Here is a 26,106-nt window from a genome sequence, read left to right on the forward strand (position 1 = left end):
GAGTCCGTCGAGGTTCATGGTCAGCTCACCCCCAGTTCCCGCCGGGCAGGCGATAGCCGTGCTGGATCAGGTCTTCGAGGCAGGCGAGGGGCGCGTGCGGCAGGATCCGGCCGTCCGACGCCTCGGCGAACACCTCGCTGGACAGGACGCGTCCGTCGACGCCGTTGACCTCGCGGATGGAGGTGACCATGCGCTGGAGTCGGCCGCCCGTCTGGTAGTTGTTGCGCCGCTGGACGAACACGACGAAGTTCACCGCGCCCGCGACGAGCATCTGGCTGGCCTCGATGGGCAGCCGCTCGGTGGCCTGGAGCGCGTACGTGGAAATACGGTTGAAGACCTCGCTGGAGCTGTTGGCGTGGATCGTGGACAGCGAGCCGTCGTTGCCCTGGGACATCGCGTTCAGCATGGTCACGATCTCGTCGCCGAGGACCTCACCGACGATGACGCGCGAGGGGTTCATACGGAGGGACCGCCGCACCAACTCGGCCATGGAGATGGTGCCTTGGCCCTCCGAGTTGGGCAGCCGCTCTTCGAAAGCCACCACGTTCGGGTGCAGATCGGCGAAGGTGTCGAGTCCGAGTTCCAGGGCGCGTTCGACGGTGATGAGGCGCTCGTGCGGCGGGATCTCGTTGGCGAGCGCCCGCAGCAGCGTCGTCTTACCGGCGTTGGTCGCGCCCGCGATCATGATGTTCTTGCGGGCCCGGACGGCGCAGGCGAGGAAGTGCCCGATCTCCGGGGTGAGCGTGCCGTTGCCGACGAGGTCGGACATGAAGACCTTGCCCATGCGCGCGCGACGGATGGAGAGCGCCGGGCGCCGGGTCACATCCATGACGGCGGAGAGCCGGGAGCCGTCCGGCAGCCGCAGGTCGAGCTGCGGGTTGGCGGAGTCGAAGGGCCGGGAGGAGAGTCCGGAGTACGCGCCGAGGATCTGGATGAGCTCGATGAGCTCCTCGTCGGTCTCGGCGACGGGATCGCCCTTGGTCTCCTCGCCGTTCGCGTAACCGACGAAGACCTGGTCGTACCCGTTGATGTCGATGTTCTCGACCTCGGGGTTGTCGAGCAGCGGCTGCAGGCGCCCCACTCCGAAGAGCGCGGCGTGCACGGCGGCCGCGTACTGCTCCTCGGTCTCGGCGTCCAGCGGCGTACGCCCGGAGTTGATCTCCGTACGGGCGTACTCCTCCAGTATCTGGGCTATCACCGCGCGGGCGTAGTGCCGCTCGTCCTCGTTGGACATCGGTGTGACGCCGGAGACCTGGTCGAGCCGGCGCTGCTCGGCGATACGGTCACCGGCCTCCTGCCGGAACCGCTTGACCAGCTGGTGGTCGACGGCGGTCATCGCCCGCCCCCCACTGCTGCCCCGCGCGTGTACGTCTCCGCCGTCATCGGCCGGCTCCGGCGGTGGGCCGGCCGTTCGGACCGTCGGCCGCCGGTACGGCCCAGGCCGCGCCGAACTGCTGGTAGAGGTCCGAGGTCACCTTGCGCGCCGAGCGGATGAGCAGCGACTTGTCGAGCCGTCCGCGCCTGCGGCCGGCCAACTGGTCGGCGCCCGCCGGGTCGTCGGCGACCGTGCCGACGACGCGGGCGCCGGTCTGCGCGGCCACCAGCATGTCGTTGACCTGGTGGACGAGCTTGCCGGACTCGCTCGGGTCGGTGATGAGGACGACCCCGATGAGGGGCGTGCCGAGGGCGGCCGCGCCACGGGCTCCGCCGTGCAGCTTGGCACTGAGGGCGGCGGCCCGGTCGCGTACGCGCGCGATGGCCTCCGGCTCGGTGCGGGAGATGAGGAGTACGAGGGCCGCCTGCGAGAACATCTCGACGGCCGGGGTGTCTCCGCTGATCCGTCCGCAGTCCGCGATGACGTCGGCGGGTGCGTGCGGGGAGTCGGCGAGCTGCGCGAAGGCCCGGCCGAGCGTGGGCCACAGCCCCGCGAGCCCGGCCGCCTGCTCGGCGTTCCCGAGCCCGACGAGCACTTCGAGCCCACCGCTCAACGGCTGTACGTGGTCCCAGAGTTGATCCGGTACGAGGCCACGGCGGGCGGTTGCCGCGATGGACAGCATGCCGGTGTTCGGGTTCAGCGGCCCGCCGTGCGCGGCGGCACTGCGGTACACGAGGTCGCCGCCGGCCGGGTCGGTCTCGGCGAGCAGGACCCTGCGGGGCCAGACGGCGGCGAGGGCGACGGCCGCCGTGGTGACGCCGGGGGAACCTTTGTCGGCGGCGAGGGCGATGAGGGCCATGGTGTGTGTGACTCTCTTCGCCGCTAGTTGCCGGGGACCTTGACGAGGGCGACCTGGTTCGCCGCGGCGGCGCGGGCCAGCGCGGCGGCATCGCTCTCGTCGACGGTCACCGTGTAACGCTTGTTGGTGCTGCTGATGGTGGCGTCGCTCTTGGTCGAGGGCACCGTGCTGACACGCGCGTCGGAGACGATCGGCGTGCTGCCGCTGCCCGCGGCACCGGTGCCCGTGTCGTCGTCCGTGTTCGAGGAACCGGTGTTGTTGACCTGGTAGGCGGCAACGAGGTCGCCCACCTCGATGCCCTCGGGGTACTGCCCCTCCTTGAGGGAGAGACCGACGATGGCCTTGCCTGCCGGGACGCCGGCCTCGGTGCCGAACATCTCGCCGATGACGAGGGTGCCCTTGTAGATCGTGGACTTGGCCTTGAGCTTCTTCAGGGTGTCCACCTGGGACCACTTGACGTAGTTGATCCCCGCGTCGTCCGCGACCAGCACCGACTCCACGTTGTCGCCGACGGACTGGCCGGCCTGGATGTCGCCGGTCACCTTCACGACCTCGACACGGTCACCGGCGCGCAGCACGAGCATGGTCGCCCCGAGCGCACCCACGAGGATCAGCAGGACCGCGAGCGCGGCCAGCGCGGGTTTGCGCTCGCGAGGCGGCGAGGGAAGGCGCTCCCCCATCGTCGGCTGAACCGGCGCAGCGGAACGGTTGTTGCCCGCCCCCGTACGCTCCTGGATCTTCACGCAACCGCTCCCCGTACACCCAAGAAGGTTTCGTCATTCAGGACACTTGGAACACTTCGGCCGCACCGGGCGTACCGCCCGACCTGGTCGAATAGCCACGGCCGGACTGAGTGTCAAGTCATCGCACCGTATCAGCAGCGCATAAGCCCCTCAAGGCACGCCCATGGCCCCGGACCCCACACGCCCCGACGTTATCCACGCGCAACGCGGGCCGTTCGGTTCCCGGTCGAGGAAGGGCCTGCGTACGGGGCTGCCGCTGTGCACCAGCGAATCATCCACCCCTGCTCCGACGGCCGTTCGTCACGCTCCGTCCATCAGGTCTGCACTACTCGCTCACGGGGGCGGGGCAGGGGTGGGGCGGGGGCGTGGAAGGATCTTCAGCGATCTTCAGCCGCGAGGTTGACGCCCCCACCCGTCATCCCCCCTCAGCCACCGAAAGCCAAGGAGCCCGCCCCCACATGAAGCGATCCGCCCTCGCCGCCGCGCTCTCCGTCCTCGCGCTGGCCGGACTGACCGCTTGCGGAAGCGGCGACTCGGAGACGGACGCGGCGGACAGGCCCGGGGCCGGAGCCACGGCGTCCGGGGCCAAGGAGGTCAGCCCGGCGGAGCGCCTGGCCAAGCTCATGATCACGAAGGCGGACGTGGACGGTTATGGAGTCGAGGAACCCTCCGACGAGTTCGTGTTCGCCAAGTCGCCGGACGAGGTGGCCCTGGACAAGAAGGTGTGCGCCCCGCTGGCGTACGCGATGAACCAACTCCCGCTCGGCGAACCGCAGGCGGACCTCACGCGGGTCGCCTCGAAGGACGGCCTCAACGGCGGCTACACCTACGTCACGCTCACCTCGTACGAGGACGGCGGAGCGGAGTCGGCCATGGCCGGCCTCGCCAAGGCGGTGGCGTCCTGCGGCGACGGCTTCACCGCCAAGTCGAAGAGCGGCACCAGCCCGTACGACTCGGTCACCGCGGAACCGACCACCAAGGCGGGCGACGAGTCCCTCGCCTTCAAGTCCACGATGACGGTCCTGGACACCACCCACACACTCCACTCGGCCGCCGTACGCCGCGACGACGTCATCGCGGTCTACTTCTCGGTGGACGGCAGGGCCATCGCGGAGTCGAGGCCGAGCGACACGAAGCTGGCGGCGGTTGTGGTCGGGGCGCAGAACGCGAAGCTGGGGTGATCCAGGGGCCCGCCCGTGAACCACCCTCACGAGTGAGCCACGGGCACATGCCCAGCGGCTCACCCTGGCTCTCACCGGAACGAACACATCGGCTCAGTCCCGCAAACGGGCCGCCGCGAATTCGAGGAGTTCGTCGAGGCCGATCTCGCGGGGCCGGCCGTCCTGCGTCTCCCACTCCGCGATGAACCACGCCCCGTGCCACTCGACACGCCACACCTTGCCGTGCCGGTTCTCGAACTCCACGAAGCTGCCCTCGCCGCCGTCCATCTGCCGAAGTTCGTCCCGCATCCGCTGCGGCTCGGTGAATCCGCGTCCGGCGTTGGTGCTCCGGCCCCGGGTCCGCGTATTCGTGAAGCGCATCTTCACGAACGGCAGCGGCTCACGGTCGAAGTTGTTCATCTTCAGCATGCGGTACCGGGTGATGGCCTCGTCGAGAGACTCTTCGCCGGAGAACTCGTAGGAATAGGCAGGAAACGTCAGACGGACGTGCGGAGTGAGATCCGGATTCTCCACGCGATAGAAACGATGCACCTCGGGTCCCACTCCGGCCACGACGTCGAACCCCTGCCCGCCCGGCGCCTTGAATCCGCCGACCGTGCCGAGATGGGGGTTCCGCGCAAAGATCTGCGCTTCGTGCTCCCTGCCGAACTCCAGCGCGGCAATGGCCAGTTCCTGGTCGTAGGAGTTTCGCGCGCTCAGCTGGAGCAACCGCTCGCCGTCCGCGGAGAGCGCACCCGCGAAGTCGATTCGGGGAGCCGGCGACCAGTGCCAGGCATCGGCCAGCCCCGGAAGGGGTGCCACATCGCGAAATCCGCTCACTACGGCACGAATGTCCATGATTCCTCCACGATCAGCTGCACGAGTACCCTTCTCCGACTTCCTGGATGTAGGTGTCCGTCATACGCCCACCACCCCGGGAGTTCTCGCTCCAGTCCATCGGTTCCAGATGGTCGGTGTTGTTGTAGAAGTCATTGCGCGTGGCCCTGTCGCTGAAGCGTCCCTCCCGGTTCCAGTGCTGGACCACAGGATCAAGATGTTCGTAGGTCACCGTACGGTTGAACGGCTTCGGATTCTCGGCGTGGGGGTCCCAGATCAATTCGTCGTTGCCGTTGCGCCAGGTCAGCTGGTCCCGGGGAACCCTCTGGTCGTTGGAGTCGAGCGGTACTCCTCCGGCCGCCCGGCCCTCGTCCGTGTAGTTCTCGACCATGTAGTCGTGGGTGGACGTCCGGTATTCCGAAGGATACTGATTACTCCGCGTGTACTCCCGGTCGCCTTCCGGGAGGCTCGGGTCACGCCCGAACTGCATACCGTTGTTGGGGTCCTGCCAGTGCAGGCCCAGGGGGTCGATCCACCGATAGGGATTGGGCACGTACGAGCTGTCGTTGGGGCCGGCCGCGAGGCCCAGCGGATCGGGGCTCGTGTACTGCGCGGTTCCGGGGTCGTAGTGGCGCTGGTAGTTGTAGTGCCAGCCGGTCTCCGGGTCGGCGTACTGGCCGGGGAAGCGCAGGCGGCAGTCGACCCCGCCGTCGCCGCCTTCCTGGAGCGGTTCGGGGAGGCGTTCTCCCCAAAGCGTCCTGCGGGGCTGCCAGGCAACGTTGCCGTCGGCGGAGACGAGTTCGGACGGCGAACCCGACAGGTCCGTGACGATGGCGTGGAATCGCGTGTCGAGATCGGCACCCGGTCGGTCGAGCTGGGCCACCGGCTGATGGCTGCCGGGGCTGTAGTCCCATGACGTGGCGCGGCCGCTCCGGGTGACCTGCTCGATGAGTCTCGTGCCGTCCCAGACGAAGAGGGTCTCGTCACAGACGCCTCCGCCGCCGTCCAGCCGCTGCTTCGCCACACGGCGCCCCGTGGAGTCGTACAGGTAGCGCCATCGGTCGCCGTCACGGGTCGTCGTTCCGATGAGCTGGTTGCGGCTGTTCCAGGTGTAGACCTGTGTCCTCTTCTGCCCGTTGAGAAGTCGCAGGACGGTCCGGACTATGCGCCCTTCACCGTCGCGCTCGTAGCGGGTGCGTCCCCGGTGCAGGATCCGGTTGCCGGCGTGGGCGCGGTCCGCGTCGCCGTCGTCCGCTCCCGGGACCACGGCCCTACTGACGTTGCCCGTTTCGTCGTACTGATATCGCTCGGTCCAGCCCCGTCCGTCGACGGCTGTGACACGCCCCCGCGGATCGAGGGTGAACCGCCTGCCGCCGCTCGTGAGCTCCTCGATCCCGGTCGGGATGCCGTCCGGCCGATAGGTGTACTCACGCTCCTGAAGAAGCGTCTGCGCTTCTTCGGAGGTCCGGACGAGTTGCTGCGTGCTGAGCCATCCCGCCGTGTCCCACGCCTGGTTGAGCGCGACACCGCCCGGCAGGCCGCGGCCGGTCTCCCGGCCGGACTCGTCGAACTCGAACGTGATGCGGTGTCCGGCCGTGTCGAGAACGGTGGGGTGCCCGGCGTCGTCGTACGTCCAGGTGGACTCGATCCCGGTGGGAGTGCGCCGCCTGACGCGCCGCCCCAGGGCGTCGTACTCGTAGCGTGTGGTTCTGCCGTCGATGCTCTCGGACAGCAGCAGACCCAGGGTGTCGTACTCCCGCTCGACCGTGACCTCGGGTCCGGTCTCCCGTACGACCCGTCCGGCCGCGTCGTACGCGTACCGAACCGAGAGACCGTCGTGGTGCAGTTCTGTGAGACGGCCGAGCACGTCACGGCCGAACTCCACCGTTTCGTCGGCTCCGTTGGTGCGGGAGACGAGCGCGCCCATGGCGTCGAGCCGGTACGTGAGGTTCCGGCCGGAGAAGTCGACCTCCGCCGTCAACCGGTTCGCCTCGTCGTAGGTGTACTGCCAGCTGCGCTCCTGCGGATCCGCCACGCTCAGGAGGTTCAGTTCGGTGTCGTAGCTGAACGAATACGTGGTGCCGTCGCTGGTCGTACGCGCCGCTACCTGGCCGAAGGGGCCGACCGTGAAGGAGGTGACGTGTCCGGCACGGTCGGTCTGGGAGAGCAGGTTCCCCTCGGCATCCCACTGCCAGAACTCCTGGTGCCCGTCAGGTCCTTGGCGCCACACGGTCCGGCCCTCGACCGTCGTGCGCAGGCGCGTGGTACGGCCCAGGGCGTCGGTGACACCGGTCACTCGGCCGAAGTCGTCCCGTTCGACCGTGCTCACCGCGCCCCGGACGTCGGTGAACTCCACGGGCAGCCCCGCGCCGTCGCATCGGGCACGGCTCGTCCGGCCGGCCGGGTCGGTGACGGCGATGAGACCACCGGTGTCGTCGTAGGCGTATCGGGTCTCCGAACCGGTCGGTGAGACGGTGCGGACGTGGTTGCCCCTGTCGTAACTGTGCTGCCAGACGGCGCCGCTGGGGGTGACCACCCGCACCAGCTGGTTCAGTTCGTCGTACGTCGCTCTGCCCGATGTGCCGTCGGGACGGACAACGGTGGTGATGTTGCCCGCGGCGTCGTGCGTGTAGCGGACGGTGTTGCCCAACGCATCGGTCTGGGAAGTGAGCCGGTTGTAGCGGTCCCATTCGTTGGTCAGCGACTCACCACGCGCGTTCGTCGTGGAGATCAGCTGGAGCCGCTCGTTGTGGCGGTACGTCGTGGTGTGGCCGAGGGAGTTGGTGTAGCGCGTGCTGCGCTGCTCCGGGTCGTACGCGATGGTGCAGTTCAGGACGGAGTCGACCCCCACACCGCTGACGACCCGGTCGGAGTCGTCGTAGACGTATCGGTACCAGTCCCCTGTCCGGTCGGTCCAGGAAGTGATGCGGTCTTCGTGGTCGTAGGTGAATCGATACGGCAGACCGGTGGAGTTGTAGACCTCGCTGAGGCGTCCCGCATCATACCCATAGGTCACCAGCCGGGTCGGGTCACCGTCGGTTCGCAGGAGCCGAAGCCCGGTGACACGGCCGCCGTCCGCTTCGACGGCCACGTGGTAGCCGCCGGAATGGCGCATGCCGAGCGGCGTCCCGGCATCGTCGTAGTCGAACTCGACACGGTTGCCGTGACGGTCCGATATCGCCGTGACAGGAAGAGTGAAAGTCGTGTCGTGGTGAGAATTCCGGCCGACCGGCGCGAAGTGGCGGGTGAGTCCGGTGTTCGGGTCGGTGACACGCATAGCACCCGGCCGCTCGTCGTCCCACGCGAGCGGCCATCGCGGGCCTTCCGCCGGCAGGACCTCGCTCCCGCTGCCCGGTACGGGATAGACGAGGATCATCCCGTCCTCGGTCGCGAACAACACGCCCTCGTCGTCGAGTTCGAGGCGCTGATCGAGCGTGGACGTCCACGAGGGCCCGAACCACCGCCCCCATCTGTACGTGGAAAGATGAGTCCTTGCCACTCCCAGGCGCAGCACGCCGTGCAGCAGGACGTCCGTCTCCGTCATGAGCATTTCGCCGGAGATCATGTCGACGGGGTCGCCGTTCTTGCAACGGCCCTTCGCGGGCTTGCTCTTGGCCACGGCATCGTCGGCGCCTCTCCTCAGCCCCTTCCCGAGCGCCTTTGCCATGCCCTTGAGACCCATCGCGCCGAGCCCCTTGAGTCCCTTGGCAAGCCCGCCGAGAGTCGTCAGCCCCTTCATGCCGGGTATGCAGTCCAGCGCCGCGAAGGCCACATCCAACAGGGATGCCTGGCCCTTCATATATTTGTTGAGGGTGTCGGCGAGGACGACGAGGGCGGCGATGAGGACGATCGCGCCGAGGATGGGCCCGCCGATGATGAGCGCGATGACGCCCAGAACGGCCACCACGACCTTGCATACAGCGACGATGGTGTCCCAGTTGTCGACGAACCAGTCGCCGACCTCCTCGTACCACTTACGGTTCTGAATGCCCGCGTCGGAGGCTTCGTCGAGCTTGCGCTTGGCGTCCCCGGCGGCGTCCTCGCGCATCTTCCGCGCGTCCGCGGCCATCTTCTTCGCGGCGTCGAGGGCGTTCTGCGCGGTGGAGACGTCGGACTGGGCGGAGGTGTGGGCGTCCTTGGCGCTCTGCGCGTCGCGGGTGGCGGCACGGACCTTCGCCTCGTCCGGCTTGGGGACGTCCTTGCCCGCCGACCCCGGGTCGTCCTTGTACTTGTCGGCTTCCTTGTTGGCCCGGGTCACCCATGAATCGGCCGAGGAGAGACGGGACTTGGCGGAGGAGAGATCGGCCTGGGCTTCCCGCCCCTGGGCGAGGGCCTTGTCGGCGAGAGCCTGGGCACGCTCCAACTGCGGCCAGTACGCCGCCAGCGCGTCCCCGGCCAAGTCGTACGACTTCTTCAGCTTCTTCAAGTTCTTCGGAACACCCGAGAACTCGTCCCGGAACACATCGGCGGTCTTGCCCACCATCGTCAGGACGGCGTCCTCGTCCGCCATCCCCTTCACCAGGCGCAGTGCATCCTGCACGTCGTCGGCGAAGTCGTGCAGGTTCTTGGCCAGGGTGCGAACCCGGTCCGGGTCGCCCGGCGTCGGATCCTTCTCCAGGTCCAGCACATGCCAGTCCGTCGGCCGATAACCCGCCATGCCGCAACCCCCGTCACGCCAACCCCGTCAACCACACATACGCACAAGTGAAGTTACTGGGTACGGGTGTTCGGTGAAAAGGCCACGAGGGTGGTCACGAGGGTGGCGGGGCCCAGTACAGGGGTTACGCCCCCGCCCTCCCTACTCCGCGAAGCGGAACGTCGACGTGATCGCGTCGAAGATGTCGAAGAACGAGTCGGCGAGGTCGAGCACCTGGCTGCTGCCCGCGACGAGGGCGACCTTGCCCTCCTGCCCCGGGACGGGGATGAACGTTTGCATGAGCACGGCACGGATGGTGCGCTTGAGGGCGTCGTCGGGTACGGGGATGTCCTCGATGCCGTACGTCCGCGCGGCCGGGCCGACGCCCGGGATGTCGACCGTCGTGACCTTCCGCCACGCGTCGCCCTCCTTCTTGGCCTCGCGCACGGCGAGCCGGCTCGCGATGACCTGCGGGTCGGTGGAGAGGGGCTCGCCGGCCTGCGTACGCCCGCCGACGAGCGAGACGGTGATCGAGCCGGTGATGGGGGTGTCGCCGCCGAAGCTCTCGGCCATGCAGCCGCAGTACAGCGCGCCCGACTTCCAGGCGTCCCCCGCCGCCTTCCGGAGGAAGGCGGTGTACGTGTCCTGATACTTGGCCAACTCGGGCTGCTGACGCACCCGTTCGGCCACCATCCGCCGGATCGAGTCGTCCCGCGACTCCGGCCGCACATCGAACTCCCACCACGACTCCGGAACCTTGATCCGAAAACCGCCGCGCTCGATGGTGAGCGTCTCCATGTAGCGGGCCATGTGGTTGATCTCCCCGTTCCGACGCAGACTGGTGCGCGTAAGCCTACGAGGCGGCGGATGCGTGGTTCGCGGGAGTCGGATGCCGTGGCGTTCGCGACTGGGCACCGCGCCGCAAGCGCACCGCGTCCGTGGAGCGGTGGAGTACTGGGGCGCCTGCTGCGGCACGACCACGACGAACCTGCGGACGCGGGCCGTTCATCTCCGCCCGACGGTCCGGACCCGGCGGGACCGCGGCCGGTGAGGAGTGACAGAGTGAGGCGCTGACAAGATCCACCCCTGAACCGGCGACAAGCGGCGTCCACCAGCGACATCCGACGACGACCGCCGCCGCCCGGAGGATTCGTACAGCGATGGACTACTGGCAGCCCGATCCGGGCGAGACCCTGCTCGCCCGTACACCGGTCACGTTCGCCTCGGGTGCGGCGATGCGCGTACGGGGCAAGCGCTGGTTCCGCGACACGGAACGCAACGACATCCAAGGCGAGCTGAGCAAGCTGGCGGGCTGGCCGGAGGGGCCGGTCCACAGGGTCCGTTCGAGCGGCGGTGCGCTGGGGCTCAACGTGCTCAAAGGCGGAGCGATCACGGTGGGTGTCGTGATCATGGCCGCCCTCAGTTCTCTGGGAGGCAATGTCGGAGGCGGCGTCCGGGGCTCCGGCTCGGGCACCACCCGCGACCGGGCCGACGAGGTCGAGGACTTCCCTGTGATGTGGGCAGCGCCTGGCACGATCGCCCGTACCCTGCCCTGGCAGCTGGATCCCGGCCGCTGCAAGCAGAAGCACTACCGCACCCACGCGATCCTCACCGACCGCCGTCTGCTGATCGTGGGCCTTCCCTTCGCCGAGAAGCACAGGGAGGTCGTCAAGGACGAGGTGCTGTGGGAGACCCCGCGGTCCGCCATCGGCACGGTCGAGCGCCGGGACTTCAAGGACGGTGACGACATGAAGGTCGTCTTCACCGACGGCTCCTGGTGCCGGCTCACCAGCCTCTGGCGGGAGAGGCTCACGCGCTACACCGCCGACCACCCCGACCTCGTATCCCTGGAGTCGCTCACCCCGGCCCAGCACAGTACGGCCGAGGCGTTCGCCGCCACTCACGCACCGGATGCCGGGCCTCCTCTGATCACCCGCAATCTGTGCGGCTGCTATCGGGTCGCGGCGCTGGCGCCCAGCGCCGCGGACGGGTTCTTCGGTATCTCCGACCGCTCCATGGTCATGGACGCCGATGGCACCGAAGTCGACCTCCTCAAGCAGCACTGGGAGGACTTCTCCCCCGAATCGCAGGAGGAGCTGCGGAGGCTGCATCACCGGCCGCCTTCCGGCGTGCTTTCGCCGAAGTGAAGCTGGTCCTGGTCGTCACCAGGGCCGCCGTGGGACCAGACACGATCAGGCCACAAGCGTCGTCGGCTTGCCCGGATTCCTCCCTGTCCGCCCAGCCATGCAAGGAAGTTCGCTGTAGCGAAACTGATCGCCCCACAGATACCGTCAATACTCTTGACTGCACCTTTGTCTCACGGGGAGATCACTGTGAAGCGCCGCTCTTTGCCCGTTGCTGCCGCGCTCGCCGCGACCGCAGCCCTGCTGCTGACGGCCTGTGGCAGCGGGGACGACAAGTCCAGCGACAACGACAAGATCGCCGGCGCCGGCCAGGGAGCGGAGAAGCCCAAGAAGTCCGCGGAGCCCTCGGGAGCACCGGCGGAGGACAAGCCGGACGGCGTGGACGTGTCGCTGCCCAAGGACATGAACCTGGTCTTTGACTGGGACAAGCCGAAGGACGAGAACGAGGCGGCTGCGATGGATGACGCCGCCAACTACCTCCGCGCCATCTACCGGGGCGTCGACAAGCGCACGACCAAGGACGCGGCCGTGACCGCCTACGCCACGGGCGAGGGGCTGCACTACGCGAAGGTGCAGATCAACGAGTGGATCAAGGGCGGCTGGACCGCCACCGGCACCCGCCGTCACTACGACGCCACCACACGGTCCGCCCCGAACGGCAATTCCGTGGAGGTCGCATTCTGCGCAGACACCGGAAAGTTCTTGGGCAAGGAAGTCAAAACGGGGAAAGTCCTGAAGGCTGAGCCCAGCATCAAGGATTTCGGGTACTACAAGATCGTCATGGTCAAGTTCCCCACGGGCGAGGGCCTGTGGCAGGCGTCCAAGGTGTTCGTCGAGACTGGAGCGGAGAAGTGCCGGTGAACGGATCGTGGCGTACGCCCCTCGGCACCAGCACCGCAGCCCTGACTCTCGCGATCAGCGCTCTCCTCCTCATGGCGCCCAACTCCGCGGCGGAACCAGTGGATTACGGCAAGGGCGGCGGCGCCGAAGAGAAGGGCGGCAGCAACGAGTCCGGCATCTACGCAGCCGCGCGAATCCAGTACTCCGGCGCCGTCGCCAAGAGCGGCGGCAGCGGAAACGTAGCCTCGTCGGACGTCAACTGGACGCCGCCACCCTGCTGGTACGCCCCCTACCTCGGCGCCAAGGACTTCAAGAAGAAGATGTCCAAGGACATCGCAAGCGCCAAGGACGCGCCCGGCATGACCGGCCACGCGGGCGCGGCGATCGGCGAGATGGAGCGCCACTACGAGGACGACTACGGCTGGACGGACACCCCCGGCTACAAGGACTACAACGTCGAGAAGGACGGCGAGGGGATGTTCTGGGCCGGTGTCGAGAACCCCGACGAGCCGGACTACCTCAAGCGGAAATCGTGCACCGACCTGCCCTTCTGGGTCGAGAACGGCGAGGCTCCGCCGCCCCAGTACGAAGAGGCCATCACTCCGGAGATGCTCGCCGCCCTCGCGTACCAGCACATGGAGCTCCCCGACACCAAGGTCACGCTGGCCCCCGAGGCCATCACCAAGGTGAACCTGCCGACTTGGGCCTGGCTAGACGACGCGGCCTTCGACGAGGTCCAGGCGACGGCAGCCATCAACGTCCCCGGTTTCAACATCGAGGCGACCACGACCGCCACTCCCAAGTCGCTCACCCTCGACCCCGGCACCGAAGACGCCACCACCATCCCGGCCAACGGCGAATGCCCCATCGCCGACGGCAGGATCGGCGAGCCCTACGCCAAGGGCAGAGCGGACGAGACACCTCCCTGCGGCATCGTCTACGGCCGCTCGTCCAACGGCGGAACCTTCCCGCTCAAGGCGTCCCTCACCTGGGAGATCAGCTGGACCGGTACCGGCCAGGGCGGCCCGGTGGGCCTCCCCGACGGCACGATCGAGGCCGTCCAGGACATCACCGTCCAGGAGGCCCAGGCCGTCAACCGCTGAGCGGGCACGTGGTCAGCGGCCGGTTCCGTACGCGCGGAGCCGGCTGCGACTCTCCCTCCGCCTGCAACCACACCCGCTCGACGGCGCATTCGGCAAGACCAGGACGTCACCGTCCAGCAAATCCAGTCCATTAATCGATTAAGAATAGCTGGGGGATCCGTGGCCGGGGACTCAGATCTCATTGTCAATGTCGACCTGCTTGTCTCATCCGAGAGCAGCCTCAAGACGATCAAAAATGAATTTGAAGGTCTCGACAAGCGAAAAGACTCGATGGAAAAAGAATGGGGAAGCGGACAGATCACCGATGCCATGAGCGACTTCGTGGACAACTGGGAAAAGTATCGCGAGGAGCTCTTGGGTAGCATCGAAACCGTCCAAAAGCTGGTGACTTCGACTATCGACTCGTTCACGGGGTTGGACAAAGAGCTCGCTGATTCCACCCGCAAGGGGAAGAAATAGTGGCCGCGAACAGCAAGACGCGTCCGCGCGACTGGCATCCGCTTGCTGAAGCCGACCCGGTTCCAGGAGACCCTGAGGACATCCGCTCGGAGGCCGCGCACTTGCGCGGTGTGGCGAAGAAGCTTCGCGCGCAGGCAAAAACCCTCAAGAAGATGAGCGAAGACGACGAGCTCAAGGGTAAGTACGCCGGAAAGCTGCGCGACGAATCGAGCAAGCTCGAGAAGCAACTACGCGAGGTGGCGGGGCGGTACGAGCGAGTCAACGGGCACCTCGACAAATGGGCGAACGACCTGGAGGACTGCCAGACCGACGCTGACGCCCTGCTGAGAAAAGCCAAACAGAAGGAGGAAGAGCAGAAGCCGACGGGGGACAAGAAGGACAAGGGCGACGAGAGCGACCCGTACGGCAGCGAAAAGCGAGAGCTTGAAAAAGTAACCGGGCATCGCAATGACCGCGCCGGTACGCACGCCCGCAATATCCGTGAGGGAATCGATGACATTATCAAGGACTCATGGTGGGAAGGCGTCGTCGACTATGTAAAGATTGCCGTCGACATCTTGAGTTGGACTGCCACCATCATCGGCCTGGTCGCGCTTTTCATCACGCCTGTCGGATGGCTCGCGATGATTGCCACGATAGCCACAGGCCTGGTCATGGCTGCACACGTGCTCTTCGCCGTCACAGGAGACGGGTCCTGGATGGACGTTGGCATGGATGCATTTTCCCTGTTGACCATGGGACTCGGAACCAAAGCCCTCACGGGCCTCAAGGGAATCCAGACAGTCATGCGAAAAGCATCGGCCAAGGAAGCGGGGAAAGTTGCAAGAGCCGCAAAGGGGGCAGAAAACAACAATAAGATCAACAATGCCATCAAGAGTGCGGACAGGCAGGCCCGAAAAAGGACGACGAGCAAGAGGAAAAGGAGAGGCGCAGAAAGAGCGCTGGGGAATCTCCAGAAGCAGAAGCAGGCGGCGCGAAATGAGGCAAGGGCGGCAGAACGCGGCAGAGAGCTGCCAGATTCCGGCCGTCGCGACCTTGCGGCATCGGGCGGGGACAAGGAATTCGCTCAGCATTACAGGGACATCCAGCACATGCGGGCGAGCAACCCTAATTCGCCAGAAGTCTTGAAGGCCGGCCAAAACGCGGAAGTGTATCGGGATCGATTCCGGATGGCTTTCGGAGCTGGACTCGCAGCCGACCTGGGCGACAAGGGCCTCGGGACCAGCGACATCTGGGAAGGCAAGCCCTACGTGGAGGGATACAATGACACGAAGGAACAATTCACGGTGCAGCGTGGGTCTGATTTCTGAAGGCCTGCACCTAGGAGCATCAGCCAATCACTCTCTGGACTGAGGAATAGAGTGAAACCCACTCCCCGTACATCTGACACGACCGACGTACGAGCGGAAAAGGCCCCGGTTGGATACTCCATCATCCTTCCTCCAGGTTGGAAAAGAATCCCGCTCAGAAATAAGCGCGAAATGGAGTCGGCGGCCGATGAGCTCGTGTCCGCCGCATGCAGGCAGGTTCCCGAAAATCTCCCCCGAGATTTCGTTGCGCGGTACCGACTTGAGATACGAAGGCGCCTTGGCGTAGGCATCAAGAACGCCCGCAAGAGCGGTGGCCTGGATTTCTATCTTCCTGTTGCGCAGCCCGGTGAGCCACTCATCGCCGCATCCTTCGTGGTGGGGGAGGTGAGTTCTGCTGACTCTGATCGCGGCCAGTTCCTCACAGCGATGACGTCAGGAGCGGGCTATGAACCTGTCGACGTCGGCGATTCACCGGGAGTCCGACGGGAACTGGTCATGGAAGCAGACCCGACAGAAGACATTGAAATAGGTTCACGACGCGTGGACTACGTGGTTGCCGTACCCAAGAATCTTGGACGGTGGGTGACGATTTCCTTCTCCACCATGGGAGGCGGCGATCCGTCCGACGATCTCGCGGACGCTACCATCTCTCTCTTCGACGCCATCGTCACCACCTTCCGTTGGAGTACTGAATGAGCTGGCTGGAGATCGACTACGACGAGGACTTCTGGCTTGAGGTGCCACTGCGCTGGACCGTTGGTGCAGTGGAGCCCTGGGAAGAGGACGACGATTCACGGACACCGCAGGAGTGGGCGACGGAAACAGCGGAACTGTGGTGGGATGAATGGGACGAGGATCCCGGAGTAGGCGGGATCGAGGTACTGGCAGATACCTTGGTGGCCTGCGTCGAGCGTTACCCCAAGATGTTTCCCGGGTTCGAGGTACTTTTGTACCTTCCGGCTCCCGACTCGATCCCTCTGCCCGTTTTCGTTAGTGATTTCCAGTCCACAGGCCAGGAAGAGTCGGAGTTGCGCCGCGTCACACTCGCCGACGACGAGAAATCCGTTGAGAAGCCCATCGTCGAGGACTTCACGACCGACTTCCTCGGGACCGGATTGCGCGTGCTTCGATATTCGGTCGAAGACGAGAAAAACGTGGTGATGTCAAGCTTGCGCTACGCATGGCGTAATGAAGAGCATGGACGGGATGTAGTAGTCATCACGAGTTCACCCGCTCCGGCGCAGATTCTGAGTGCGTTGGACGACATCGACGACCTGGCTCACAGTATCGCGCTGCGCCACAATGACTATGTCGCGCCGGAGACCGAGGACGACTGAATCGGTGTCCTCACAGTGATCGACATAGCCACACCCCCGACCTAGTGGCCTGGAGGCCGATCGACATGTCTTGGATTCCACCAGGAGCCGTGCCCGAGGGTGCACGCAGAGTCCTGTTTTTCAGCGGTGGAATTATGTCCTTGTTCGGAAGTGTGTGGCTGCTCGCCACCACACCGTTCGGAAGATTCACCATCATGGCAATCCTGCTGGCAGCAGTCGGCGCAGGGCTCCTGCGAACCTGGTGGACGTCACGGTAATCCACGGCCTGACAGCCCTAGCCGACTTCTCACACGGTCATGGCAACCAGCTTGTGGGGGACAAAAACATGGCAGGGTCAGCCAAGCCAAGAAGGCGGAGGGCGGCCGCGTCTTCGTTGCGGTATGAACACCGGCCCGGCAAGCGGTCGGGGAGCGGGGACAAGGACAAGGGGTCCGGGAAGGGCGACAAGGCCTTCGGCTGTCTCGTTCTCCTGTCCACTCTGGCCCTGTTCGCCTTCCTCGTCGTTTCGGACATGTTCTGGGGAGACGACACCTGGAAATGGTCGGCCGACAGATGGCCGGGCGGCGCGTACGGATTCGCGATGTTCCTGGGCGCATTGGTGCCGTGCGTGGCGACGCTCTTCGTTCTGACCGCGTCCCGTACGGATTGGAAATCCTGGAAGTCTCACAAGGTCCGATCATTCGGCTTCACGCTCCTGGCCGTCGTGTGCGGAGCGGCGATGCTGCAGCTCGTGTCGCTGATCTACAACGCTCAGAACACCGGCAAGTGGGGCCGCGGTCCGGACAGTTCCCCCAGCTGGGTCTTCAGCAACTACCCCTGGCTGTGGGCGGTCGGCCTGGTGTCCACCGTCGCCATGGCCACCCTGCTGATCGCGGTCGCCGTGGCACGCGACAAGCGGACTTCGCCGGCCACTGACGCCGGTGCGCCCGCGCCGAATTGACTCCGTTTGCTGCCTCTTGTTGTCTCTCGCGGAGAACTTCGCAGTGGCGAAAACCCGCCCCCCACAGCTAGCGTCGGGCGGCATGCAGCAGACCACGCCCGCCGACCGGACCGCCGATGGCAGGACCGATGGTGAGAACGATGGCGAGAACGTCTTCGGCCTGATCACGCCCGAGGACTGGTTTCGCATTCCGCTCCTGCCCGAGGAGCAGCGAGAGGCGTCCGTGAGTGCCCTGATCAAGAGGCAGTTCGCCGGTGTGGACGACCAGCCGGTGCTTCGCCGGCAGGCGGAGGAACAGTTGCTGGGGGCCGCCGAGGCGGGTGTCGAGCAGGGCGGAGTGGTGCTCTACCTGTCGTTCCTGGAAGCGGCGGGCATCCCCCTCTCCGCGTCCCTGCTGATCTCCCGCATCCACCAGCGGTTCGACGGCCTCGACGTGGTCTCGGCGCTCAGGGACAAGGGCGAGTCGGCTCTCGTACGGCTGCCGGCCGCCGGGCGGGCGGCCCGTCGGCGACGGTCGGAGCGCACCCGGGAGTCCCGGCGGCTCGGCACCGAGTTCGCGGACACCATCGTGGAGTACTTCGTCCCCGTACCGGATCGGGACGAGGTGCTGATGCTGACGTTCAGCACCCCGCTGGAGCCCATCGCGGACTCGATGGTGGAGCTCTTCGACGCGGTCGCCGGTACCCTCCGCTGGCAGAAATCGGCTCAAGCGACACAGGCAACTCGAACAGCTCGGACAACTCACGAACCACGGGGGCAACAGGGATGACGGAGGGGCGACTCAGGGTCTCCACCGAGGATCTGCATACGGCCGGGGTCGGCCTGCGGACGGTGGCCACGGAGTTCGAGGGGCTCGACAAGCTGCTGGACGCCTACGACCGGCGGACGGTCGGGCACAAGCTGCTGCAGGAGCGGCTGCAGGAGTTCTCCGACGGCTGGAACGACAACCGCGAGAAGATGATCGAGGAGATCAAGGGCCTGGGCGAGGTCGCCAAGACGGCCGGCGAGGCGTACACCCAGATCGACGACGAGCTCTACAAGGCACTCGTCGGCCAGGACAAGAACGGCAAGAGCAAGACCGGTAAGGACCAGACCGGCAAGGACCAGAAGTGACGCGCCCCGCCGACCACCGCTGGGAGGTGCTGGGCGAGAGCGAGGATCCCGTACCGGGTGATGTGTACGACCTCACGGCGCTCGCCAAGCGTTTCACCGCCACCGCGAAGACCATCTCGGACGCCGCCGCCGCGCTGCGCAGGCTCGGCGACCAGAAGAGCTGGGACTCCAAGGCGGGCCGGGAGTTCGCCGAGAAGGCCGACGACACCGCGAAGACCGTGAGCAAGGCGCACAGCCGCTACGAGGAGGCGGGCGCCGCGCTGAAGGAGTACCACACCACGCTCGAGACCATCCAGGAGGACGCGGACCGGCTGCTCGGGCAGGCCGAGACGAAGAGCGGTGACCTCACGACCGCGAAGTCCAAGGCCGGCAACCCGCCCAAGGACACCGACAAGGCCGGGCAGAAGACGCTCGACACCGCGGTGACGGACCTGCAGGGCGACCTGGACGGGCTGCGCGGGCAGCTCGCCACGCTCAAGGGCCGCCACAACACGGCGGGGAACACGGCCGCGAAGCGCATCCACGAGATCACCGAGGGCGACGACCTCAACGACTCCTGGCTGGACGACCTCCGGGACACCCTGAACATCGTCGCCGACATCGCGGGAGCCGTCGCGGCCGTGTGCGGGCTGGTGGCACTCCTGGTCGGCTGGATCCCGATCATCGGGCAGGCTCTCGCCGGTGTCCTGGGCACCATCGCGCTGATCGCGACCGCCATCTCGCTCGTCTGCCACGTCCTCCTGGCCATCAACGGCGACGGGTCGTGGGGTGATGTCGCCATGGACGTACTGGGCCTGGCGACCTTCGGCATCGGTCGCGTCTTCTCCGCCGGCGCCAAGCTCGCCGCCACGGCCGGCCGCAGCCGCGTGTGGACCGCGGCGACTCAGTACGTACGTGGCTGGCATCCCGGCCTCGACTCCGCGGCGCGGCGGGCGATGGTCGTGGAGATGGTCGGTGCGCGAGCGGGAGCGACCGGGTCCGCCGCGGCGCCGAACGTCTCCCTGGGCGCCGCGTTCCGCGGCCTGCCCCGTTCCTTCGCCGACGATCTCGGCGCGGTCCGGAGCAACTGGAGGGACCTGTTCAAGGGCAGCGACAACATCGCGGCGTTCCGCGACGCCTGGAGCACGGGTGGCGTACGCGGCTTCGGCAGCATGTACGCGGGGCCGGGGATGGTCGACGAGCTGGCCCGTATCAAGAACATCGATCCCGCGGACCTGAACTTCGTCGGCACGCCCGACGCGTTCAAGCAGGCCCTGCAGTACAACTCATGGGCGATCGGGGCAACGAGTACCGCGGCGGTCGCGGACTCCAAGAGCTTCATCGGGCTCTTCGGGAACGAGGACATCGATGTGACCGGACCCGACGCGTCACTGGCCGGAAGGTAGCCCCTGATGCCCCTGACGCCCCCGACGCACACCGCGGACACGGCGTCCGCGGACTGGCAGCACTGCCGAGTCACGCTGCCCGCCCCGCACAATTGGCTCGTTCTCGATCTCACCGCCCGGCAGCCGGACGCATGGGCACGGTCCGTGGCCGAGGAGCACTTCACGGCCGACGTACCCGCTGAACGGCGCTCGGCGTTCGCCGAGGACGTGCTCTGGTACTGGAGCGTGGCGAGGCGCCAGCAAGCGTTGTGCGCGGCGCTTCACACGCCTCCGGACGGTGGCGTCGTCGCGTTCTACTCCGTACGGGAGCTGAGCATCCCGTCGGAGTCACTGCGCCTGGACGTGCTGCGCGCCGAGGCCGAGCGCGCCGAAGGGCCGTACTTCAGGCCTCCGGACATCACCGAGGTCGAGCTTCCGCTGGGTGCCGCGCTGCGGGTGCACCGGCTGGAACCCACCGCCCCCGACTCCGCCGCGGGCTCGGTACTGGAAGGCGTGGCGCACTACGTCCTGCCCCGGGCGCATTCCACGGCACTGGAGTGCCGGCTGCTCTGGCAGGCAATGGGGCTCGGCGAGGAACTCGCCGAGGTCGCCGACGAGTTGGCGGCCTCAGTCCGACTTGCCTGAATCACCGCGATTGCCCGAACCGCCCCGACCGCTCGAGTTCGAGCGCAGCCCTCCCAGTCCTCCCAGGCCGCCCAGCCCGAACCGTTCCCAGGGAAACAGCGCCACCGGCGCCCAGCTGAAGCCGACGATGAAGAAGCTGAGCAGCGTGGTGATCCCCTCGGGAAGGATCCAGCCGAGCTGGGCGGCAAGCAGCGAGACAACAACCAGGTAGACGCTGAACAGAACAAGGGCGAGCGCCTTGAGCAGAGCCTCGCCCGGTCCGAGCCTGGGCTTCTCCTCGGTCCCCCGGACCGCCGCGAGGAGGAGCAGGGGCAGCATCAGACCCAGCAGGCCGCCCATGCCGATACCGCCGATGCCCACGGCGTTCCGGCCGTCGTCAGGTACCGCCGGCGACAGGAACGAGTCGTCGGCCAAGCCGATGGTCAGGGCAACGCCCGCGAAGGCGCCGAGCGTCATGGTCGCCAGGACGAGCAGCAGCCCCGCACCGAAGGCGACGTTCCCTGCGACCGACCGCCCAGGACTCCGCCCCCGGGACTCCCCGGCCCCTGATCCAACAGACATGGACTCTCCCATTCCTCGCGGGGTCCGGACGAGGATAGCTGGCCGGGTCGGCCACGAGGAGTGGGGCGGGGGCCGGAACCGGAGCGGACGGCTCCACACGGAACCGCCTAGCGATTGACGGCCTGGATCTCCTTGACCGCGACGTTCTCCTCGTACGTGGACAAACCGCCCGGCAGGGCGGGCTGCTGCGGCGGGCCGTCCGGGTCGGCGGAGTCGGTCCAGGTCACCTTCCAGGTGATCGACGCCTTGAAGGGGTAGGTGCCCGTACCGGACGAGCGACGGTAGGTGACGTTGCAGCCCGCGTCCTCGCTGTCGACCGTGTAGCCGTTCTTGCCCTTCACGAGGTCGTACGTGCAGGTCGCCGGGTCCGCGTCGTCGGTACCGGCCTCGACCTTGAGCGCGACCGGGGTCGCGACGGTGGTCGCGGCCATCTGGACGCCCTTGTAGTCGATGCTCGCGGTCGTCCACACGCGATCGAAGTCGCCCTTGAACTTCACCCGCGTACCGAGGTTCACGATGAGCCGGTCCGCGCGCGGGCTCAGTTCGACGGGCGGTACCGGCAACTTGGTGGAGTTGAAGGCGAGTTCGGAGAGGGTCTCGGGGGTGAGCTTGTTGGGATCGGGCTGCGGGTCGGCCGGCGGGACCCAGATCTCCCAGTTGTCCGTGGTGACGGGGCAGGCGTCGGTGTACTCGTCGTTGCGGAACTGCACCTGCCACCACAGGCCCTTGTCGTCCTTGCGGTAGCCCTCTTCCTCGCGCTTCCTGGCGTAACTCGCCGCGGGCTCCTGCGCCCCGTCGTACGCGGTCTTGATGAACTCCTCGTACTCCTCGGAGGTGTACATGGGCTCGTACCAGCAGACCGGGGGCTTCCAGTTCGCGTTCGAGGACGTGGTGGTCGAGGTGGGGCCACCCGAACCGGCCTTGCTCTGGTCGATCCGGATGTGGGCACCGATGGTGCCGTTGCCGGAACCGGCACCGGAGTCCTGGTCCGGCTGCTCGGGCGCGGTGGTCCCCTGGTCCCCGCCGGTGGTCTCACCCGCGTACGCCGGAAATCCCGTGCCCAGCGCCATGACCAGCCCGGCGGCCACGGCAGTCCGCAGAACGGGACGAATCACGCCCGCCCCAGTACCAGTACCGGGGGCGGTCGCGGTGGCTGTGGCGGTGGCTGTGGCTGTGGCTGTGGCTGTGCGAGTACCTATCCCTGCCCCTATCCCTGTCCCTATCCCTGCACGCACGACGCGTCCCCCTTCTTCCAGTTCTGCTGCGTCACCTGCCAGTCGCCGCGGGAGTCCTTCTCGACCTGGAGCGTGTAGAGGACGAAGTCCTTGTCGCTCGGCTGGGTGCGCTGCACCTTCTCGGTCTTGATCACCTTGTTGTACGCCTTGCTCTGGTCCTCGCAGTAACGGGCGGCCGCCTTCTTGCCGTTCGCGACGTCGGTGACCTCGAAGTCGAAGTACCGGTAGTCGCCCGTGACGGTCAGCCCGTCCTTCTTGACCGTCGTCACGCGATCGCCCCAGTAGGCGAGGGCATTCGCCGCGAAGTAGCGGTTCATGTTGGCGGTCCGGCCGTCCCCCTCGGCGAAGGCCTCGATACGGGCCTGCGCCGCATACGCCACATCCCGCACGATCGCGTCCTTCGCCGCGTCCCCGGTCGACTCCTTCTCGACGTCCACCGTGATGTCCGGGGGCAGGTCGAAGGCCGGGGCACCTTTCTCGGCGGACGCGGACGCGGACGGCGTCGGAGAACCCGACTCGCCCCCACCTGCTCCCGCGATCTTTTCGTTCCCGGAGTCGTCCGAATCGCTACTGCAACCGGTGAGAGAAAGAACGGCAGCAGCGAAGAGGCAGGCCACGGCCGTCCGCCGTCGCGTGGTCAGCATGTACGTATCCCAGGGTCGAGTGATCGGAATGTCCGGTGTTCGTGCGGTCAGGGAGCGTTGTGAGGGTTGAGAAATGAAGAAGTGCCGCGTACTGAAACGGACTTGAGTGACACGAGGGGGCACAGGGACACACGCAAAGATGTTGGCACATGGTTCCCGAACGCCAACACACCGCAGGTCGTCACGCCACCCAATGCAGCGTTCCCGCGACGGCGTCGAACAGCTCGACCATCTGGTCCGCCAATGGGTCCACCGGTGTGGAGAAGCTCAGCATCAGCCATCTGGTTGTCGCCGGAATCGGGACGTAGTAGGTGAGGGTCGTGGTGGGCAACGTGTTGCCCAACTGGGCGGCGGGGTCCGGGGCATCGCGGCGACGCCGGCGTACGGCCATGCCCGCCACGTCCAGATGGACGACGCCCAGTTCACCCTCGGGTTCGCCCCCATCGAGCACCGCAAGGTGTTCCGCGAGCTCTTCGGCGTCCGAACACCTCGGCCACTCGTCAGGGTCCGGCATGCTGGTGAGCAGTGAGGAAGCAAGCGGGACAGGTCCAACGACAAGGGTCGAGAGGTACAGCTCCATGCCTCCGACGTCGTATGCGTCCTTCGCCTTTCTCTGCACATCTCGCATGAACTGCTCCCTGAGGTGCGGAGCATTGTCGATTCCACGAAACTGCAGATCGGCAAGGGCGGCAATGCCTCGATCGCGCTCTTCGGGGTCAAGCGACAGCTGAAACCAGCCATCCGGAACAATCACGTTGTAGTCCTGCGGCGGTGAAATGAAATCACTGGCTGTCTTCACGCTGCCGTCACTCCACGGAGCCTGAGGCGATCTCTTGGCCGTTGGCGTCGAGCGGAACGTTCCTCATCGTGGCCACCAACTCATCGGTCGCTTGTGCGAGTTCATCCGTGAGCTGGATGTCCTGCCAATTCGCCGTGATGACAATGAATTGTTCGATCCCTGGCGGGAACACCGCATACTTGACGAACTCGTTGAGGCGGCTCCCGAAGCCGAACATTCGCTTGGCCTTCGCCATCGCCTGAATCCGGACGGCAGGTCCGGCAGGAAGATCCAGGTATGAAACTTCCGGTTCGCCGGCAACCACCGTACGATCCGGGCCCGACCGGACCAGCAATGGCTGTACCTCTTCGCGACTGGGTCGGGGCTCGCCTTCTTCACTGTAGGAATCGACCACGAAATTGATCAGGCCGACCCCGTCCTTTCCATAGTAGGAGGCAGCGAAGATCGGATCGTCGCTGTTGAGATCCACAGCCCGATCGATCAGGTCGCTCAACAGCTCTCGTCGTCCGACCTGGAGTTCGAGCGGATTGAACCCGTCGAGCGCCGCACCGGCCAGCCCCGTCGCTTCGCCCTTCGACCCGCCTTGGAGCGTCAGATCCACCCAACCCGCCCCGAGGTCGAAGCGGCATGCGAAGTCGTCAGCGCCCGAGGGAACGCCTCCTGAGGTCATCGTTCTTCCTTTCAGTCGAGCAGCGGATTGAGATTGCTGTCCAAGGCCATTCCTCCGACCGTGACCCCGGCGCCGGCGAGCGAGATACCCGTAGCCGTCCGCGAGATCCTGTTGACCGCCTCCGAACTGTTCAGGCCCTGCGAAGCGAACTTGACGTCCTTGAGCTGGGATGCGACACCCGCATCGGCCGCGGAAAAAGACCGCCCGACTCCGAGCGCCGCATTGCCGTCTCCTCTGCCAACCACCGTTCGCCAAGCGTCACGATAACTTCCGGCGCTCCTCAGCGTGCCGAGACTGTCCCCCCACGCCCTCCCCGAGAAGGGCTCCGTGAACGGCTCCGTCAAGGACTTCCAGCCATCCCCCTTCTCCAGCTTGAAATTCTGGAGCCTCCCCTTCACCGAGTTGACGAACTCCCCTCGCTGCCACTTGATGGGGCCGGCAGCAAGCTTGTTCACCCTCTTGGCACTTCGCCTGTACTGTTTCGAGGTGGCGGACTCAGTGACCTTTCCCATACGGCCAAGAGCAGTCTTCGCGTACTTGCCCGCCATCTTGGAAAAAGCCTTGCCGACTCCCATCATGAGGAATCCGACCACGGCCATTCCCAGGTCCATCCACCCCTTGTCGCCTCGCGCGACCTGAATAAGAGTGGCCAGCGTGCTCACCAGGGTGAGAACCATGGCCAGGCTGCCCAGAACTCCGGCCAGGGCCTGCCCGATGACGGGAATCCAGCCAATCAGGAGTGACGCAACGCCGAGCCATGTGGCGATGCTCCCTGTCCACTCTCCAATGTCATTGACCCAATCATCAAATTTATCCCAGAATCCATCCTTCAGTGAATCGTTGCTGATTGCGTTGTCAATGGCCTCGCATGCTCTCCGCGCAGCCTCGTTCCGGATCCGTTCAGCCTCTCCGACCTTCTCCCTGGCTGCCTGGATCTCATCTCCAGCGGCATCCCGCTTCTCCTCGATCTTCTTCCTGTCGTCCTTCTGTTTCTCCGTCAGCCCATCCAGGCCCCGTTGGGCTGCCCCCTTCCTCTCATCGGCATCCCTGGCCTCCTTGAGCGCGGCGTCCGCAATCTCCTGGGCACGATTCAAATCGGAGGCGTAGTTCTTCGGCTTCGCGTGCAGCTTGTCCTGGTAACCGCCGCCCACCTCCGTCACCTCGGATCCGATGGCGTCAGCGGCCGCGTCATACCGTTTGAAGGCGGCCTCAAGCTTCTTGACATTGCCTTTCGCCTTCTCCCGGAACTCCTTGCCGGCCTTGCTGTCCCACGCCTCGACCTTGGCGACGGCATTGAGGTTTCGGATCTGCCGCTGCAACTCTTCCGCGGTT

The 26,106-nt window shown here is 66.3% G+C and carries 25 protein-coding genes; 13 read left to right on the forward strand and 12 right to left on the reverse strand.

Annotated elements, in window-relative coordinates; translation table 11 throughout:
- Nucleotides 1–25 precede the first annotated feature (25 nt).
- The 3 genes from ACFWXQ_RS35820 to ACFWXQ_RS35830 are packed head-to-tail and all read right to left on the reverse strand — an operon-like array spanning nt 26 to nt 2,977.
- The gene (locus ACFWXQ_RS35820) at nt 26–1,336 is read right to left on the reverse strand and encodes a CpaF family protein (RefSeq protein WP_383935897.1); all 1,311 of its coding nucleotides are present in this window, start codon (nt 1,334–1,336) and stop codon (nt 26–28) included.
- 43 nt (nt 1,337–1,379) lie between these two features.
- Complete coding sequence (locus ACFWXQ_RS35825) at nt 1,380–2,234, reverse strand: hypothetical protein (RefSeq protein ID WP_383935899.1); 855 nt, start codon at nt 2,232–2,234, stop codon at nt 1,380–1,382.
- 23 nt (nt 2,235–2,257) lie between these two features.
- A complete protein-coding gene (locus ACFWXQ_RS35830; protein WP_383935901.1) occupies nt 2,258–2,977 on the reverse strand; it encodes a hypothetical protein in 720 nt (239 codons plus the stop codon).
- Between the two features lie 458 nt (nt 2,978–3,435).
- Here ACFWXQ_RS35830 and ACFWXQ_RS35835 point away from each other — a divergent pair, with 458 nt between their 5' ends.
- A complete protein-coding gene (locus tag ACFWXQ_RS35835; protein ID WP_383935902.1) occupies nt 3,436–4,158 on the forward strand; it encodes a hypothetical protein in 723 nt (240 codons plus the stop codon).
- A gap of 93 nt (nt 4,159–4,251) precedes the next feature.
- On the opposite strand, the gene ACFWXQ_RS35840 is transcribed toward ACFWXQ_RS35835, so the two are convergent.
- The 3 genes from ACFWXQ_RS35840 to ACFWXQ_RS35850 all read right to left on the reverse strand — a co-directional run bounded on the left by ACFWXQ_RS35840 (nt 4,252) and on the right by ACFWXQ_RS35850 (nt 10,420).
- Nucleotides 4,252–4,995, reverse strand: coding sequence for a hypothetical protein (locus tag ACFWXQ_RS35840; protein ID WP_383935904.1), 744 nt, complete (start codon nt 4,993–4,995; stop codon nt 4,252–4,254).
- Nucleotides 4,996–5,008: 13 nt separating this feature from the next.
- A complete protein-coding gene (locus ACFWXQ_RS35845) occupies nt 5,009–9,631 on the reverse strand; it encodes an RHS repeat-associated core domain-containing protein (protein ID WP_383935906.1) in 4,623 nt (1,540 codons plus the stop codon).
- Between the two features lie 141 nt (nt 9,632–9,772).
- Nucleotides 9,773–10,420 (reverse strand): hypothetical protein, encoded by a 648-nt coding sequence (locus tag ACFWXQ_RS35850; RefSeq protein WP_383935908.1) that lies wholly within the window; start codon nt 10,418–10,420, stop codon nt 9,773–9,775.
- A 350-nt stretch (nt 10,421–10,770) separates the two neighbouring features.
- On the opposite strand from ACFWXQ_RS35850, the gene ACFWXQ_RS35855 reads away from it, so the two are divergent.
- The 12 genes from ACFWXQ_RS35855 (at nt 10,771) to ACFWXQ_RS35910 (ending at nt 20,865) form a co-directional block, all read left to right on the forward strand.
- A complete protein-coding gene (locus tag ACFWXQ_RS35855; protein ID WP_383935910.1) occupies nt 10,771–11,757 on the forward strand; it encodes a hypothetical protein in 987 nt (328 codons plus the stop codon).
- Nucleotides 11,758–11,943: 186 nt separating this feature from the next.
- On the forward strand, nt 11,944–12,615 hold the full coding sequence (locus ACFWXQ_RS35860; RefSeq protein WP_383935912.1) for a hypothetical protein: 672 nt from the start codon (nt 11,944–11,946) through the stop codon (nt 12,613–12,615).
- A complete protein-coding gene (locus tag ACFWXQ_RS35865; RefSeq protein ID WP_383935914.1) occupies nt 12,612–13,697 on the forward strand; it encodes a hypothetical protein in 1,086 nt (361 codons plus the stop codon). The genes ACFWXQ_RS35860 and ACFWXQ_RS35865 overlap by 4 nt, the downstream gene beginning before the upstream one ends.
- Before the next feature lie 159 nt (nt 13,698–13,856).
- Entirely contained in the window at nt 13,857–14,156 is a 300-nt protein-coding gene (locus tag ACFWXQ_RS35870) for a hypothetical protein (protein ID WP_383935916.1), read from the forward strand.
- The gene (locus tag ACFWXQ_RS35875) at nt 14,156–15,466 is read left to right on the forward strand and encodes a hypothetical protein (protein ID WP_383935918.1); all 1,311 of its coding nucleotides are present in this window, start codon (nt 14,156–14,158) and stop codon (nt 15,464–15,466) included. The genes ACFWXQ_RS35870 and ACFWXQ_RS35875 overlap by 1 nt, the downstream gene beginning before the upstream one ends.
- Before the next feature lie 171 nt (nt 15,467–15,637).
- Nucleotides 15,638–16,162, forward strand: coding sequence for a hypothetical protein (locus ACFWXQ_RS35880; protein ID WP_383935920.1), 525 nt, complete (start codon nt 15,638–15,640; stop codon nt 16,160–16,162).
- On the forward strand, nt 16,159–16,803 hold the full coding sequence (locus ACFWXQ_RS35885) for a hypothetical protein (protein WP_383935922.1): 645 nt from the start codon (nt 16,159–16,161) through the stop codon (nt 16,801–16,803). Before ACFWXQ_RS35880 ends, ACFWXQ_RS35885 begins: the two co-directional genes overlap by 4 nt.
- A 373-nt stretch (nt 16,804–17,176) precedes the next feature.
- Nucleotides 17,177–17,743: a hypothetical protein gene (locus ACFWXQ_RS35890; protein WP_383935924.1), complete on the forward strand. Its 567-nt coding sequence runs from the start codon at nt 17,177–17,179 to the stop codon at nt 17,741–17,743.
- 82 nt (nt 17,744–17,825) lie between these two features.
- Nucleotides 17,826–18,512, forward strand: a complete 687-nt coding sequence (locus ACFWXQ_RS35895) for a hypothetical protein (RefSeq protein WP_383935926.1) — start codon at nt 17,826–17,828, stop codon at nt 18,510–18,512.
- The gene (locus ACFWXQ_RS35900; RefSeq protein ID WP_383935928.1) at nt 18,509–18,856 is read left to right on the forward strand and encodes a hypothetical protein; all 348 of its coding nucleotides are present in this window, start codon (nt 18,509–18,511) and stop codon (nt 18,854–18,856) included. Before ACFWXQ_RS35895 ends, ACFWXQ_RS35900 begins: the two co-directional genes overlap by 4 nt.
- Nucleotides 18,853–20,241 carry a putative T7SS-secreted protein gene (locus ACFWXQ_RS35905; protein WP_383935929.1) on the forward strand — a complete coding sequence of 463 codons (1,389 nt, stop codon included), beginning with the start codon at nt 18,853–18,855 and terminating at the stop codon, nt 20,239–20,241. Before ACFWXQ_RS35900 ends, ACFWXQ_RS35905 begins: the two co-directional genes overlap by 4 nt.
- A 6-nt stretch (nt 20,242–20,247) precedes the next feature.
- Nucleotides 20,248–20,865 carry a hypothetical protein gene (locus ACFWXQ_RS35910; protein ID WP_383935931.1) on the forward strand — a complete coding sequence of 206 codons (618 nt, stop codon included), beginning with the start codon at nt 20,248–20,250 and terminating at the stop codon, nt 20,863–20,865.
- Here ACFWXQ_RS35910 and ACFWXQ_RS35915 read toward each other — a convergent pair.
- The 6 genes from ACFWXQ_RS35915 to ACFWXQ_RS35940 form a co-directional block, all read right to left on the reverse strand.
- Nucleotides 20,848–21,426, reverse strand: a complete 579-nt coding sequence (locus ACFWXQ_RS35915) for a hypothetical protein (RefSeq protein ID WP_383935933.1) — start codon at nt 21,424–21,426, stop codon at nt 20,848–20,850. The two genes, ACFWXQ_RS35910 and ACFWXQ_RS35915, sit on opposite strands and share 18 nt — an antisense overlap.
- Nucleotides 21,427–21,533: 107 nt before the next feature.
- Complete coding sequence (locus tag ACFWXQ_RS35920) at nt 21,534–22,541, reverse strand: hypothetical protein (protein WP_383935935.1); 1,008 nt, start codon at nt 22,539–22,541, stop codon at nt 21,534–21,536.
- Nucleotides 22,542–22,645: 104 nt separating this feature from the next.
- The gene (locus tag ACFWXQ_RS35925) at nt 22,646–23,305 is read right to left on the reverse strand and encodes a hypothetical protein (protein ID WP_383935937.1); all 660 of its coding nucleotides are present in this window, start codon (nt 23,303–23,305) and stop codon (nt 22,646–22,648) included.
- A 181-nt stretch (nt 23,306–23,486) separates the two neighbouring features.
- A complete protein-coding gene (locus ACFWXQ_RS35930) occupies nt 23,487–24,104 on the reverse strand; it encodes a hypothetical protein (RefSeq protein ID WP_383935938.1) in 618 nt (205 codons plus the stop codon).
- A gap of 7 nt (nt 24,105–24,111) precedes the next feature.
- Nucleotides 24,112–24,774, reverse strand: a complete 663-nt coding sequence (locus ACFWXQ_RS35935) for a hypothetical protein (RefSeq protein ID WP_383935940.1) — start codon at nt 24,772–24,774, stop codon at nt 24,112–24,114.
- A gap of 11 nt (nt 24,775–24,785) precedes the next feature.
- A complete protein-coding gene (locus ACFWXQ_RS35940; protein ID WP_383935942.1) occupies nt 24,786–26,093 on the reverse strand; it encodes a hypothetical protein in 1,308 nt (435 codons plus the stop codon).
- Between the last annotated feature and the right edge of the window lie 13 nt (nt 26,094–26,106).

Origin of the sequence: Streptomyces sp. NPDC058697 (genome assembly GCF_042715345.1) — a bacterium.
GTDB classification, from domain to species: domain Bacteria; phylum Actinomycetota; class Actinomycetes; order Streptomycetales; family Streptomycetaceae; genus Streptomyces; species Streptomyces liliifuscus.